Source organism: Kitasatospora sp. NRRL B-11411 (assembly GCF_000721345.1).
Taxonomy (GTDB): Bacteria; Actinomycetota; Actinomycetes; order Streptomycetales; family Streptomycetaceae; genus Kitasatospora; species Kitasatospora cineracea.
In genome coordinates, this window is record NZ_JOGH01000086.1 from 1 (window position 1) to 13,564 (window position 13,564).

Below are 13,564 nucleotides of genomic sequence, written 5' to 3' on the forward strand. Positions count from 1 at the left end.
GCCAGCGCGGCCTTGCGATCCTCCGCGGCGGCCCGCCGCACCTCCGCGTACGGCTCGGGGAGCACCGGGGGGAGGCGGCCCCCGAAACCCTCCCCCGCACCCTCACCCACGCCCACACCTGCGCCCAGGCCCTGGCCGTCCTGCTCCTGCCCCCGGACCAGCGCTAGGCGTACCGCCCCGTGAGGTGGGGGACGCCGCCGGCGGAGGGGTTCCTGCGAGCGCGGCGCGTCCGCGGTGGTGATCGTCGGAGCGAAGCCACCGGTCCGGCCCAGGGGGCGGCGGGCTGGTCCGCTTGCCGGGAATCGGGTCGCCACCAACGGGGTTGGTGGGGATGAACCGTTATTGGAGGGGTCATGCGAGCGATTCAGGTGTACGGAGTGGGCGGTCCCGAGGTGCTGCAGGAGGCCGAGGTGGACCAGCCGCGGCCGGGTCCGGGCGAGGCCCTCGTGGAGGTCGCCGCATCCGGGGTCAACTTCCTCGACGTCTACCACCGCGAAGGCCGGTACAGCCTCCCGCTGCCCTTCACCCCGGGCGCCGAGGGCGCCGGCACGGTCGTCGAAGTCGGACCCGGCGTCGCCGACGTCGCGGTCGGGGACCGGGTCGGCTGGGTGGAGGTTCCCGGCACGTATGCCGAGCGGGCCGTCGTGGACTCCTCCCGGCTGGTGCCGCTGCCCGACGACGTCGACTTCGAGACGGCCGCCGCCGTGCTCCTCCAAGGCATGACCGCGCACTACCTCGTCAAGGACGCCTACCCGGTCCAGGAGGGTGACACGGTGCTCGTGCACGCGGCTGCCGGTGGCATGGGGCTCCTTCTGACCCAGCTCATCACCCGCCTCGGCGGCAGGGTGATCGGTACGACGTCGACCGCGGCGAAGGCCGAACTGGCGAAGCGCGCCGGGGCCGCCGAGGTGGTCCTCTCCTCCGCGGTCGACGATCTCGCGGCCGAGGTGAGGCGGCTCAACGGCGGCCGGGGACTGCCGGTCGTCTTCGACGGCGTCGGTGCGCACACCTTCGATGCGAGCCTCGCCAGCCTGCGGCCCCGCGGCCATCTCGTGCTCTTCGGCGCGGCAAGTGGCGCCGTACCGCCGTTCGATCCGATGCGGCTCGCCCGCGGCGGTTCACTGACCCTGATCCGGCCCAGCCTCGGGGACTTCATCGCCGAGCGGTCCGAACTGCTCCGCCGGGCCGCCGACGTGTTCGAGTGGGTGCGCTCCAAAGCGTTCGAGGTCACCGTGACGGGCCGCTACGCACTGTCCGAGGCCGCCCGGGCCCACAGCGATCTGGAGGCTCGGCGCACCACCGGCAAGCTGCTCGTCGTACCCGGTGCGACCGCTGTCGGGCGCCGCGAGGAGACGCAGAGCTGACCGTCGAGGGCGGGCCCGGTGTCGTGCTGCGGCCCGAGGGGCCGGGCCTCGCCGCGCCGGTGTCCGGACGGCACGGGGCCCCGCCTGCTTCCGTTCGTGCAGGCGGGGCCCTTGCCGTCCGGGGGTTGGCTACGCGGCGGGTGCGTACTTGTAGCCGACGCGGCGGACGGTGACGATGGTGTCGCGGTAGGCCGCGCCGAGCTTGCGGCGCAGGCGGGCGACGTGGACGTCGACGGTGCGGCCGTCGCCGACGTGGCCGTAGCCCCAGACGGTGTGGACGAGTTGGTCGCGGGTGTGGACGCGGTGGGGGTGCTCGGTGAGGTGGGCGAGGAGTTCGAACTCGAGGTAGGTGAGGTCGAGCAGCGAGCCGTCGACGTAGGCGTTGCGGCGGTCCAGGTCGACGGAGATGCCGCTGTCCGCGGGGCGGGTGAACGGCCGGGCGGCCGGAGCCTCGGCGGAGGCGAGCGCGGGGGCGGAGGCGGGGGCGGCGGTGCCCCGGCCTTCGGCGGGCACCAGGACCAGGTAGCCGACCAGCGGGGAGTCGGCTGCGCCGAGCTGCGCCAGCAGCCCCTGCGGGAGGACGGACTGCGGGAGGGCGGCGACCACGGCCGCGCCGTCCTGGAGTCCGGCCAACAGGCTCTCGGGAGCGAGGGCGGCGGGCGCGGCGGGCGCGGCGACCGGCCGCGGCGGGACGGCGGTCCGCCGGTGCTCGGTGAGCGGGGCGGGCCCGCCGGCGGGGGCGAGGTTCGGCAGGGCGCGGACCGCGCGCAGGTGCGGGGTCGAGGTGGTGGTGGCGGCGGTGGCGGTGGCGTACGGCATGGTGAGGGCTCTTTCGCGCGTGACGGGCGGTGGGTGGTCGTCGTCTGCGCTTCCGGCGCACGGGGGGTGACGGTGGGTCAGGTCCGGGGCCGGGAGGCGCGGGGCACGCGCCGACAGGTCTGGTCGAAGTGGTGGTTCCGGCGCGAGGGCCAGAACGGTTCGAGGAGGGTGCGAGGCTGCACGGTTGCTCTCCGGAGCGCGGCGGGGTCGACGGGGACGCGCGGAACCGCCACCGCCCGGCGAGGCGCCGGGGGGTGGCGGTGCGTCAGCGACAGCAGGCGCTGTAGATCCGGCCGTGGTCGATGTACCGACGGACGGTGAGCACGGGGAGGGCGGGGAGCACGGCGAGGCGGACCGGGACGGTCATGACGCTGCTCCTCCCCCGGAGTGTGTCGGAAGCCCGCGGCCAACGGCGGGCACGGGTACGAGACTTCCACGCCCGGTGCCCGGAAGGCAACCCACTGCACCGCCCCATCCGCGGGGCGAGACAGAAACCGTCCGCGATTCGGACAGCACCGCTGTGACCTGCACGGATCCGAAAAATATCGGAGGCAGAACTACCTCGGGCGAGAGCCGCGCTACAGCTGGATCCCGGCCCGGGCCGCCGCGTGCTCGACCAGCCGGATCAGCAGTTCCCTGCCGTCCTCGCGCCGCCGGGCGTCGCACAGCAGCACCGGCACCCCGGCCGGCAGGTCGAGCGCGGCCCGGACGTCGTCGGGGGCGTACACCTCGGTGCCCTCGAAGCAGTTGACGGCGACCACGAACGGGATGCCGCGCTGCTCGAAGTAGTCGACCGAGGGGAAGGAGTCGGCCAGGCGCCGGGTGTCGGCGATGACCACCGCGCCGAGGGTGCCGCGGGCGAGTTCGTCCCAGACGAACCAGAACCGGTCCTGCCCGGGGGTGCCGAACAGGTAGAGGGCGAGGCCGGGCCTGAGGTCGATCCGGCCGAAGTCCATGGCGACGGTGGTGGTGCGCTTGGCCTCCACCCCGGCGGTGTCGTCGACCGGCCGGCCGATCTCGCTGAGCAGTTCCTCGGTGCGCAGCGGGCGGATCTCGCTGACCGCGCCGACCAGGGTGGTCTTGCCCGCGCCGAAGCCGCCGGCGATCAGGATCTTGACCGCGCCGACGCCCCAGGGGGCCTTGCGGGCGGCGGGGGTGGACGGGGCGTCAGAGTGCACGGAGGCCATTGATCACGTCTCGCAGCAGGCGCTCGTCCGGTTGCTGGGCGAGCTGGAAGGGTCGGGTGACGCTGATCAGCTCGGCGTCGTGGAGGTCGCCGAGCAGGACCCGGACCACGCTCACCGGCAGGTCGGTGTAGGACCCCAGCTCGGCGACGCTGAGCGGCTCGTCGCGGCAGAGTTCGAGGATCGCGTGGTGTTCCGGGTCGAGCGCGGGGTCGGTGCGGGGGCCGCCGGGGCCGGGCAGGGCCGGCACCGCGGCGGTGACGAGCGAGATCAGGTCGAACAGGCCGTCGTCGACCGGGCGGGCGCGTCCTCTGGTCATCGAGAACAGCCGGACCACCGGTCCGGCCTCGTCGTCGAACCAGCGGTCGTCCACCGGGGTGCGGGGGGCGAACAGGTCGACCGGCGGCTCGCCGGCCGGCCCCTGGTCCGCGGTCGCCCCGCTGAGGTCGGCCGGGGCGGGGGCCCCGGTCGGCTCGGTCGGCTCGGGCTCGCTCATCGGATCGGTCATCTCCCGGGCAGCGTGGTATCGGTCCTCGGTTCGGCGGCGAGGTGCTCGCCGACGCGCTTGACCAACAGTGCCATCTCGTAGGCGATCTGGCCCACATCGGATTCGGCGTCGCTGAGCACGGCCAGGCAGCTGCCGTCGCCGGCCGCGGTGATGAACAGGAAGGCGTCGTCCAGTTCGACCATGGTCTGCCGGACGCCGCCGACCCGGAAGTGCCGGCCGGCGCCCTTGGCGAGGCTGTGGAAGCCCGCGGCGACCGCGGCAAGGTGCTCGGCGTCCTCCCGGTCCAGGCCGCTGGAGACGCCGGTGGCCAGGCCGTCGCTGGAGAGGATCACCGCATGCCGAAGGGTCGCCACCCGGCCGACCAGGTCGTTGAGGAGCCAGTCGAGGTCCCCGGACGGCGGTGTTGTTGCGGTCATGATTCGGTTCCTTCTGCTGGTGCGGGCGGTGCGGTCGGCGTCGGGTGCGCCGGTGGGACGGAGCGGGCGGGGGGCAGCGCGTGCGGCACCGGCGCGGAGGGCAGCGCGACCCGCAGTCTGGGCGGCCGGCCGGGGGCCGGCGCCCGTACCGGGGTGGGCCGTTCGGGGGTGCCCGGGCTGTCGGCGGGCTCCGGTTCGGAGCGCACCACGGTGAGCGAGGCGGGCTGCAGCCGGTCGCCGCGGCCGCGGGCGAAGCCGCGTTGGAAGGAGGCGAACGCGGAGCGGGCCTCCTCGGGGTCGCGCTCGCGGGCGGGTTCGGCGGCCTCCGCTCCGGCGCCGGCCCGCAGTTGCGGGGCCAGGTTGGCCTGCCGGACCCGCTTGGGCAGCAGGCCGCCGGCCACCGGGGTGAGCGCGGGGCCCGCGGCGGGCTCGGCGGCGGACTCGGAGGGCCCGGCAGGCAGCGCGGGCCGTCCGCCGTCCTCCTCGCCGGGGCGGCGGTGGCGCCCGGTGCCCTCGGCGGCGGCCTGCTCGGCCGCGGCCGCGGTGGCGGTGCGGCGGCGCGGCAGCCCGCCGGGGGTGCTGGACGGTTCGGCGGCGGACGGGCGGGGCCCGCCGAGCACGGCGGCCGGGGCGGCGGGCGCGGCGTGCGCGCCCTGGCCGCGGACGGCCGGAGCGGCCGCGGCGGCGGGCGCGGGCGGACGGCGGTGGGTGCCGGTGTCCTCGCCGCTCTGCCGGGGGGCGTCGGGGGCGGTTTCGACGGTCTCGGCGAGCAGTTCGCGCGGGACCAGCACGACCGCGGAGGTGCCGCCGTAGGGGCTGGGCCGCAGGTGCACCCGGATGCCGTGCCGGCGGGCCAGCCGGGAGACCACGAACAGGCCGAGCCGGTCGGTGTCGGCGAGGTCGAACTCCTGCTCCACGGCGAGGCGCTGGTTGATCTCCTCCAGGTGCTGCTCGCTCAGGCCGAGGCCGCGGTCGTCGATCTCCAGGCAGAAGCCGTGCGCGACCACCTCGCCCTGGACGGTGACCTGGGTCTGCGGCGGGGAGAACACGGTGGCGTTCTCGACGAGTTCGGCGACCAGGTGGGTGACGTCGGCGACGGCGGAGCCGAGCAGGCCGGTGCCGGGGAACGGGCGGACCTGGACCCGGGCGTAGTCCTCGACCTCGCCGACGGCGGCGCGCACCACGTCGACCATCCGGACCGGCTTGCGCCAGGCGCGGCCGGGCGAGCCGCCGGAGAGGATGATCAGGCCCTCGGCGTGCCGGCGCATGCGGGTGGTGAGGTGGTCGAGCCGGAACAGGTCCTCGAGTTCGCGGGGGTTCTCGGTGCGGCGCTCCATGGTGTCGAGCAGGGTGAGCTGGCGGTGCAGCAGCACCTGGGAGCGGCGGGCCAGGTTGACGAAGACGGCGGAGACGCCGCGGCGCAGTTCGGCCTGCTCGACGGCGGCCTCGACGGCGACCCGCTGGACTTCGTTGAAGGCCCGGCCGACCTGGCCGATCTCGCCGGTGCCGAACTCGAGTTGGGGCACTTCGGCGACCACGTCGACGGCGTCGCCGCGGCGCAGCCGGAGCATCACCGAGGGCAGCCGGGTGGCGGACAGGTCGGCGGCGGCGTTGCGCAGGCCGACGAGTTCGCGCACCAGGCGGCGGCCGGTGCGGTAGGAGATGACGAGGGACAGCACGACCGCGGCGAGGCCGATCAGGCCGGCCGTGCCGCCGCGCACCAGCGACCGGATCGCGTTGTCGCGGGCCTGGGTGCCGAGGTCGGCGGCGAGCCGGGCGTTGATCGCGTCGATGTCGGTGAGGACGGCGGCCGCGGTCTCGTCCCAGTAGTCGACGGAGCCGCCGCGCACTTCCAGGGCGCGGTCGGCGGCCTTGTCGAAGCCGGTCTCGGCGGCGGTGAGCAGGCTCCAGTTCTGGCCCATGCGCAGCGCGTTGTAGGACTGCCGGTCCTGGGTGTCGAGTTCGGCGATGTAGATCCGGAACAGGGCCTGCTGGGCGTTCATGGCGTCCAGGGCGACCTGCTGCTTGCGGGGGTCAGAGGCGGCGGCGGAGCTGCCGGCCCGCAGGGCGCGCATCGCGGCGCTCTCCTGGGAGAGGTACTCGCCGGCCCGGGAGAGCTCGACCAGGATGGTGCCCTGGCGGGGCAGCGAGCCGGTCTGCTTGGCGATGAAGGAGGAGCGGAACGCGAACACCGGGTTGATCAGGTCGCTGTAGTCGCGCAGGGCGCCGTCCCAGCTCTGCTTGAGCCGGCCGATCTGGCTGCGGATGGCGCCGAGTTGGTCGGCGACCGAGAGCACGTCCTGGTAGCGGGCGCGCTGGTCGGCGTCGAGCTTGCCGGCGTCGTGGCTGCTGCCCTGGTAGCGCAGCAGCTGCAGGTCGCGGTCGGTGGTGGTGCGGGCCTTGTCGTAGGCGGCGGCGTAGTCGGCGTTGCCGGGGGCGGCCAGCCGCAGGACGGCGGCGGAGCGTTCCTGCTGGAGGTCGTAGGCGTACTGGTCGGCGGGGTTGCCGAAGGCGGTGTAGGTGGAGCTGAGGTCGAGCTGGTTCCACACGTCGCCGGTGGTGACGAGGGTGGCGTACACCCACAGGCCGCTGAGCGCCGCGAGGGGCACCAGGAGCAGCGCGACGATCCTCGCGCGGATCGAGCTGCGGCGCAGGCGCATACGGGTCCTTAGTGGTCCTCGGGCGGAAGGTCTGTGGGACGCGGGTGGGCGGGGCGCGGCCGGGCGCGCGCGGGCAGGGGCGGGTACCGGAGGGTTCGAGAGCCGCGAGCCTACTACTTCCTGACCACCCGTTCGTAGGGTGGAAGTGCATCGTGATCGGCTGTTGTCCGGATCGTCCTTTAATTTCCCCGCCGGGTCCTGGCATGGCCCCGACCTGCGGGCCTTCCTCCGGTGCGGGGTGTTGCCGGTCGGTGACTCTGGGCAGCGCCGCGCCGATCGGGTAGCTTCGCCGGTACCGCGGTCCGGCCGCCGGCCGGCCGTGCGGGCCGACCCGGCGGGCAGGGTCCGGACCGGCGGACCGGGGCGGGATCGGGGGGTACCGTGCGAGAGTTCAGCAGCCCCGCGGCGGGCGGCGCGCCGACCGGCGGCCTGGCCGACTCGGTGTTCGACCGGGCGGAGCGGGAGCCGGGACTGGTGCTGATGTCCCGGCTGGTGGACGGCGTCTGGGAGCCGGTGACGGCGGCCCGGTTCCGCGACGAGGTGCTGGCGCTGGCCCGGGGCCTGCTGACCCGCGGGGTGCGCTACGGCGACCGGGTCGCGGTGATGTCGGCGACCCGCTGGGAGTGGACGCTGTTCGACTACGCGCTCTGGTCGGTCGGGGCGATCCCGGTGCCGGTGTACCCGACGGCCGCGCCGGACCAGGTGCGCTGGATCCTGGCGGAGACCTCGGCGGTGGCCTGCGTGGTGGAGGACGAGGACCAGGCGATGACGGTCGGCGCGGTGTGCGACGCGCTGCCGGAGCTGACCGGCATCTGGCAGCTGGACCGCGGCTGCGTGGCGCAGTTGGCGGCGGACGGCGCGGGCGTGCCGGACGCGCTGGTGCACCGTCAGCGGCTGGGGGTGTCGCCGGACTCGCTGGCCAGCGTCATCTACACCTCGGGCACCACCGGCCGCCCCAAGGGCTGCCTGCTGACCCACGGCAACTTCGCGTCGGTGGCGGACGCCGTGCTGGCGGGCTGGGACGAGGTGATCCGGGACACCGGGGGCGAGCAGCCCGCCACCCTGCTGTTCCTGCCGCTGGCGCACGTGTTCGGGCGGCTGACCCAGGTGGCGGCGGTGCGCGGCGGGATCCGGATCGGCCACCACGCGAAGCTGGCCTCGGAGAGCCTGCTGCCGGCGCTGGCCGCGTTCCGGCCGACCTTCCTGCACGCGGTGCCGTACGTCTTCGAGAAGATCCACCGCCGGGCCCGGGAGGCCGCCGAGGCGGCCGGGCGGCTGGAGCTGTTCGAGCAGGCCGAGCGGGTGGCGGTGGAGTGGGCGGCGGCCTGGGAGCGCCGGGCGCACCGCACCGGCCCGGGCCCCTCCCCGGCGCTGCGGCTGCGGCACGCCGCGTACGAGCGGATGGTGTACCAGCGGATGCGGGCGGTGCTGGGCGGCCGGGTGCGGGCGGTGATGACCGGCGGGTCGATGCTGGGCCGGGAGCTGGGGCTGTTCTTCGCGGGCGCGGGCATGACGGTGTACGAGGGCTACGGCCTGACCGAGTCGTCCGCGCCGGTGACCGCGAACCCGCCGCGGCGGCCGAAGTTCGGCACGGTGGGCCGTCCGCTGCCGGGGTCGACGGTGGCGATCGCCGAGGACGGCGAGGTGTGGGTGAAGGGGCCGGGCGTGTTCTCCGGGTACCTCAACCACCCGCGCTGCTCGGACGAGGCGCTGTGCCGGGGCTGGCTGGCCACCGGGGACCTGGGCGAGCTGGACGAGGACGGCTACCTGACGCTGACCGGCCGCAAGAAGGAGGTGATCGTCACCTCCAGCGGCAAGAACCTGGCGCCGGCGGTGCTGGAGGAGCGGGTGCGGGCGCACCCGCTGATCGCCCAGTGCCTGGTGGTGGGCGACAACCGGCCGTACCTGGCGGCGCTGATCACGCTGGACCCGGTGGCGCTGGCGCACTGGCTGCGGGCCCGCGGGCGGCCGCCGCTGGAGGTGCGGCAGGCGCTGACCGACCCGGAGCTGCACCAGGAGGTGCAGCGGGCGGTGGGGGCGGCGAACACCACGGTGTCGCGGGCCGAGTCGATCCGGGCGTTCCGGCTGCTGCCGCGCGAGTTCTCGTTGGAGGAGGGGCTGTTGACGCCCTCGCTGAAGATCCGCCGGACGGCGGTGGCGGAGCGCTACGCGGCGGACATCGAGGAGCTCTACGCCGGTTGACCGATCTCGGCCGCCTCTTGAGCGGTACCGCTTGACCGCCGGGATTGGTCCAGTCCATTGTGTGCACCGGCCTGGTGCGGCAGGGCCCCCACCGACCCCCGTCCCTCCGGGAGTCGATCCTCCGCCCGTCCCCCACACTGGAGTTGACCCGTGATCGGTTCCGCCCGCCGCCGTCTCGCGGCCCTCGCCGCCACCGCCGCGCTGGCCTCCCTCGCCACCGCGCCGGCCGCGCACGCGGACGCCCCGGCCCCCGCGCCGAACCTGGCCACCAACCCCGGCTTCGAGATCCCCACCCTGCCGCTGGCCGACTGGGGTTCGGTCCCCGGCTGGCACTGCGCGCCCGGCGAGGGCGCGGTCACCGCCGCCGCCCGCACCGGCGGCGCCGCACTGGCGATCACCCCCGCCTCGGCCGACTCCACCGGTCGGTGCACCCAGACCCTCGCGGTGCGCCCGAACACCGCCTACACGTACCGCGCCTGGGTGCACGGCTCGTACGCCTTCCTGGGCGCGAGCGGCACCGGCCACGACGTCCCCCCGGCCTGGACGGCGTCCACCGGAGACGGCTGGCAGCAGCTGTCCACCTCGTTCACCACCGGCGCGGCCACCACCTCGGTGCAGCTGTACGTGCACGGCTGGTACGGGCAGGGCCCGGTGGCGGTGGACGACGTCTCGGTGACCGGCGACAGCCCGGCGCCCGCGGCGTTCGCCACCGGCGTGCCGACCACCGACAAGGTGGTCTTCCTGACCGTCGACGACGGCTGGTTCCGCACCCCGGAGGCGGCGCAGCTGATCGCCGACCGGAAGCTGCCGGTGACGGTCTTCCCGCTGCCGATGCCGGAGGGCTTCGAGCCGGACTACTTCAGCAAGGTCACCGCCGCCCCCGGCTCGGCGATCGAGGACCACAGCGTCTCGCACCGGGACCTGACCACCCTGTCGCCGGCCGAGCAGCAGGCCGAGATCTGCGACGCCCGGGACGCGGTCACCGCGCACTACGGCACCGTCCCGACCGTCTTCCGGCCGCCGTACTTCGCCTGGAACGCCGACGTCCTGCAGGCGGCCGCGAACTGCGGCATGACGCACGTGCTGACCGCGAGCGCCGACTTCACCTCGGGCGCCTCGAACATCGCCCACCCCGGCGGGCTGCAGCCCGGCGATGTGATCATCATGCACTTCACCGATACCCTGGCCGACGACCTGCGGCGCGCGCTGGACGCCGCCGAGCAGGCCGGCCTGCGGCCCGCGGCGCTCACCGACTATCTGCGCTGAGCCCGGGGGTACAGGACGCCGGTGGCCGGGCTCCTCGCACGAGCCCGGCCACCGGTCATTCGTCCCCCACGGACGTCTTGCGGGCACTACCCCCGGCAGGTCACGCCGCGGCGCTGAACGACGGCAGGTAGCCGCTCGCCTGGCCGCTCGCGTTCGGGTGGTAGCTGTCGCTGATCGGCAGCGTGGTGCTGTTCAGCCACTGGGTCGAGGAGCCGCAGATCTCGTGGCCCGCGAAGACCGTCCGGACGTCCTTGAAGGTGAACCCGGCGTTCGCCGCCTGCTTGGCGATGACCGTGTCCAGGGTGTCCGCCGCGCTGTTGATCGCGGTCCGCTTGGTGTCCGAGATCCCGAAGATGCAGCTGCCGGGCACCTGGTAGAGGTGCGGGTAGCCCAGCACCACGACCTTCGCGTTCGGCGCCTTCGACTTGATCTGCCCGTAGAGGTTGGAGAGCTTGCCCGGCAGGGTGGTGGTGGCGTAGCTCTTCGCGGTGTCCACCGCGCTCAGGCAGGAGCTCTCGCTGTTGAGCACGCAGGTCTGCATCGTCGAGGCGAAGCCCGCGTCGTTGCCGCCGATGGTGATCGACACCAGCGTGGTCGAGGTGTTCAGCACGCCCAGCTGATTGGCGATCACGTCGCCCGTGGTCGCGCCGGAACAGGCCACGAACGAGAACGAGGTGGGGGCGTGCGCGGCGTTCCACAGGTACGGGTACGCCTTGGTGCTGCGGCTGCAGCTGCCGCTCTCGCTGGTGTAGCTGCCGGAGCCGACACCGGCCGAGTAGGAGTCGCCGAGCGCGGCGTAGCGCACCCCGGCGGCGTTCGCCTGGGTGGCGGCGGCGAGGGTGGTGATGGACAGGGCCGCCGCGGTGAGGGCGACGGATACGACACGGACGCGAGACATCTGATCCTCCATGAGTGACGCAGGCCACACATTGGATACCAGCCAGTAGCCTCGGGGGGAAGCGGTCATGCCAAAGAAATTGACGAACACTCACCGAACAGCTCCCGAACGGGTGCTACGCGCGCAGACCCATCCCTGACCTGGGCTGCAGAAATAACCCGGACGATCTGTCCGGTCACCGGAACCGGTCTTCGCCCGCCGCGAGCCCACCACCGCCCGACGCGAGCCCACCGCCGCCCCGCGCGCCCCGCACCGCCGTCAGCGCAACCGGCAGCCCGCGGACGGCAGTTCCTCGATCGTCTCGTCCGCCCGCACCGGCGCCCCCCACCACGCGGCCGCCGCCGCCACCGCCGCCCGCGCCTGCCGCAGCCCGGGCAGCCCCCAGCCGAGCAGCTCCACCGCCAGGCCCGGCGCCACCAGCAGCCGCCGGTAGTGCCGCCCCGAGGCCGGGTCCGGCGCCGAGGGCCCCACCCCGCGCAGCGCCGCCGCCATCCGCACCCGCGCGCACTCGTGCCCGCCGTTGGCCGACCCCACCCGGTCGTACAGGTAGCCGAGGTAGACCGGCCCGTCGATCACCGCCTGCGCCTCCTCCGCCGCCTCCCGGGCCAGCGCCCGCCCCGGGTCCCCCGCGTCCTCCGGCTCCAGCGAGCCGCCCGGCAGGCTGACGATCCCGTCCCGCGGGTTCACCAGCGTCAGCACCCGCCCGTCCGGCGCGAACAGCCACCCCCAGGACTGCTTCACCGGCAGCCCGGCCGGCACCGCCTCCCCCGGCCGCCACGGCCACCCCGCGTTCGGCCGCCGCCGCACCCGCCCGAGCAGTGCGGAGATCTCCGGGCTGTACTCGATGCCCATCCCACACCCTCCTCCGGCCGCCCGCGGCACCATCCGATGATCTTCCCCGAACACCCGACCGATGAACAGTCCCGACCGCCACCCGGGTCACCACCCGCCGCCGCACGCGTCCCGAGCGCTGTCCGCCACCTGTGATACTCGTACCGGAGCACCGGCGAGACGAGGGGTGGCGGGACATGCTGCGGGGAGCGTCGGCGTGAGGCTGCTGCACACCTCGGACTGGCACCTGGGGCGGTCCTTCCACCGGGAGAACCTGCACGCGGCGCAGCGGGTCTTCCTCGACCACCTGGTGGCCACCGCGGCCGCCGAGCAGGTGGACGCGGTGCTGGTCGCGGGGGACGTCTACGACCGGGCGCTGCCCGGGCTGGAGGCGGTCGCGCTGTTCGACGAGGTGCTGTGGCGGCTGGCCGAACTGGGCGTGCCCACGGTCTTCGTCTCCGGCAACCACGACTCGGCCCGCCGCCTCGGGGTGGCCTCCCGGCTGATCGACCGGGCCGGCATCCACCTGCGCACCGACCCGGACGCGCTGGCCGACCCGGTCCTGCTCGCCGACGCGCACGGGCCGGTCGCGGTGTACGGGCTGCCCTACCTGGAACCGGCCCTGGTGCGCGAACGGCTCGGGGTCGAACGGGGCGGCCACGAGCAGGTGCTGGCCGCCGCGATGGACCGCGTCCGCGCCGACCTGGCCGCCCGCCCCGCCGGCACCCGCGCGGTGGTGCTCGCGCACGCCTTCGTCACCGGCGGCGCGGCCAGCGACAGCGAGCGGGACATCGCGGTCGGCGGCGTGCAGTCGGTGCCCGCCGAGGTGTTCGACGGCGTGCACTACGCGGCCCTCGGCCACCTGCACGGCTGCCAGACGCTGGCCCCGCACCTGCGCTACTCGGGCTCCCCGCTGGCGTACTCGTTCTCCGAGGCCGACCACGAGAAGTCGATGTGGCTGGTCGACCTGGACGCGGCGGGCGCCGTCGAGGCCCGCCGGATCCTCTGCCCGGTGCCGCGCCGGCTGGCCCGGCTGGAGGGCCGGCTGGACGACCTGCTCACCGACGGGCGGTACGAGTACGCCGTCGACCGCTGGGTGCAGGCCACCCTGACCGACCCGGTCCGCCCGGCCGACGCGATGGAGCGGCTGCGGGCCCGCTTCCCGCACACCCTGAACCTGCTGTTCGAACCGGAGGGCGGCGAGCGGGCCGCCGAGGCGTCCTACGCCCGGCGGGTGCGCGGGCGCACCGACCAGGAGGTGGTGGAGGGCTTCGTCGCCCACGTCCGCCCCGGCCGGGAACTGGACGGCGACGAGCAGTCCTGGCTGCTGGAGGGCCTGGAGTCGGTGCGCCGCGCCGCGGCCGACCGGGCCGAGGAGAACGCCCGATGACACCCCCTCACCCCGCCACCCGGGAG

11 protein-coding genes are annotated in these 13,564 nt (G+C 74.8%); 4 read left to right on the forward strand and 7 right to left on the reverse strand.

Annotated features, from left to right (window positions below; all coding sequences use genetic code 11):
• Window positions 1-353: 353 nt before the first annotated feature.
• On the forward strand, window positions 354-1,364 hold the full coding sequence (locus IH44_RS0128735; protein ID WP_030462667.1) for a quinone oxidoreductase: 1,011 nt from the start codon (window positions 354-356) through the stop codon (window positions 1,362-1,364).
• Window positions 1,365-1,493: 129 nt separating this feature from the next.
• Here the strand turns inward: IH44_RS0128735 and IH44_RS0128740 are convergent, their stop codons facing one another.
• The 5 genes from IH44_RS0128740 to IH44_RS0128765 all read right to left on the reverse strand — a co-directional run bounded on the left by IH44_RS0128740 (window position 1,494) and on the right by IH44_RS0128765 (window position 6,951).
• Complete coding sequence (locus IH44_RS0128740) at window positions 1,494-2,183, reverse strand: winged helix-turn-helix domain-containing protein (RefSeq protein WP_081967188.1); 690 nt, start codon at window positions 2,181-2,183, stop codon at window positions 1,494-1,496.
• 578 nt (window positions 2,184-2,761) lie between these two features.
• A complete protein-coding gene (locus tag IH44_RS0128750; RefSeq protein ID WP_030462669.1) occupies window positions 2,762-3,370 on the reverse strand; it encodes an ATP/GTP-binding protein in 609 nt (202 codons plus the stop codon).
• Window positions 3,351-3,863, reverse strand: a complete 513-nt coding sequence (locus tag IH44_RS0128755) for a DUF742 domain-containing protein (protein WP_107066646.1) — start codon at window positions 3,861-3,863, stop codon at window positions 3,351-3,353. The genes IH44_RS0128750 and IH44_RS0128755 overlap by 20 nt, the downstream gene beginning before the upstream one ends.
• Window positions 3,864-3,871: 8 nt before the next feature.
• On the reverse strand, window positions 3,872-4,291 hold the full coding sequence (locus tag IH44_RS0128760; RefSeq protein WP_030462671.1) for a roadblock/LC7 domain-containing protein: 420 nt from the start codon (window positions 4,289-4,291) through the stop codon (window positions 3,872-3,874).
• On the reverse strand, window positions 4,288-6,951 hold the full coding sequence (locus tag IH44_RS0128765; protein ID WP_051817438.1) for a nitrate- and nitrite sensing domain-containing protein: 2,664 nt from the start codon (window positions 6,949-6,951) through the stop codon (window positions 4,288-4,290). The genes IH44_RS0128760 and IH44_RS0128765 overlap by 4 nt, the downstream gene beginning before the upstream one ends.
• A 381-nt stretch (window positions 6,952-7,332) precedes the next feature.
• Between IH44_RS0128765 and IH44_RS0128770 the strand changes: the two genes are divergently transcribed.
• Both IH44_RS0128770 and IH44_RS43180 read left to right on the forward strand, forming a co-directional pair.
• Complete coding sequence (locus tag IH44_RS0128770; RefSeq protein WP_030462673.1) at window positions 7,333-9,153, forward strand: long-chain fatty acid--CoA ligase; 1,821 nt, start codon at window positions 7,333-7,335, stop codon at window positions 9,151-9,153.
• 150 nt (window positions 9,154-9,303) lie between these two features.
• Window positions 9,304-10,419 carry a polysaccharide deacetylase family protein gene (locus IH44_RS43180; RefSeq protein WP_051817440.1) on the forward strand — a complete coding sequence of 372 codons (1,116 nt, stop codon included), beginning with the start codon at window positions 9,304-9,306 and terminating at the stop codon, window positions 10,417-10,419.
• Between the two features lie 100 nt (window positions 10,420-10,519).
• Here IH44_RS43180 and IH44_RS0128780 read toward each other — a convergent pair whose 3' ends face one another.
• Both IH44_RS0128780 and IH44_RS41575 read right to left on the reverse strand, forming a co-directional pair.
• Window positions 10,520-11,317: an SGNH/GDSL hydrolase family protein gene (locus IH44_RS0128780; protein WP_030462675.1), complete on the reverse strand. Its 798-nt coding sequence runs from the start codon at window positions 11,315-11,317 to the stop codon at window positions 10,520-10,522.
• A 258-nt stretch (window positions 11,318-11,575) separates the two neighbouring features.
• Complete coding sequence (locus tag IH44_RS41575; protein WP_198545062.1) at window positions 11,576-12,169, reverse strand: hypothetical protein; 594 nt, start codon at window positions 12,167-12,169, stop codon at window positions 11,576-11,578.
• Window positions 12,170-12,365: 196 nt separating this feature from the next.
• Here IH44_RS41575 and IH44_RS0128790 point away from each other — a divergent pair, with 196 nt between their 5' ends.
• On the forward strand, window positions 12,366-13,538 hold the full coding sequence (locus tag IH44_RS0128790) for an exonuclease SbcCD subunit D (protein WP_030462677.1): 1,173 nt from the start codon (window positions 12,366-12,368) through the stop codon (window positions 13,536-13,538).
• The last annotated feature ends 26 nt before the right edge of the window (window positions 13,539-13,564 follow it).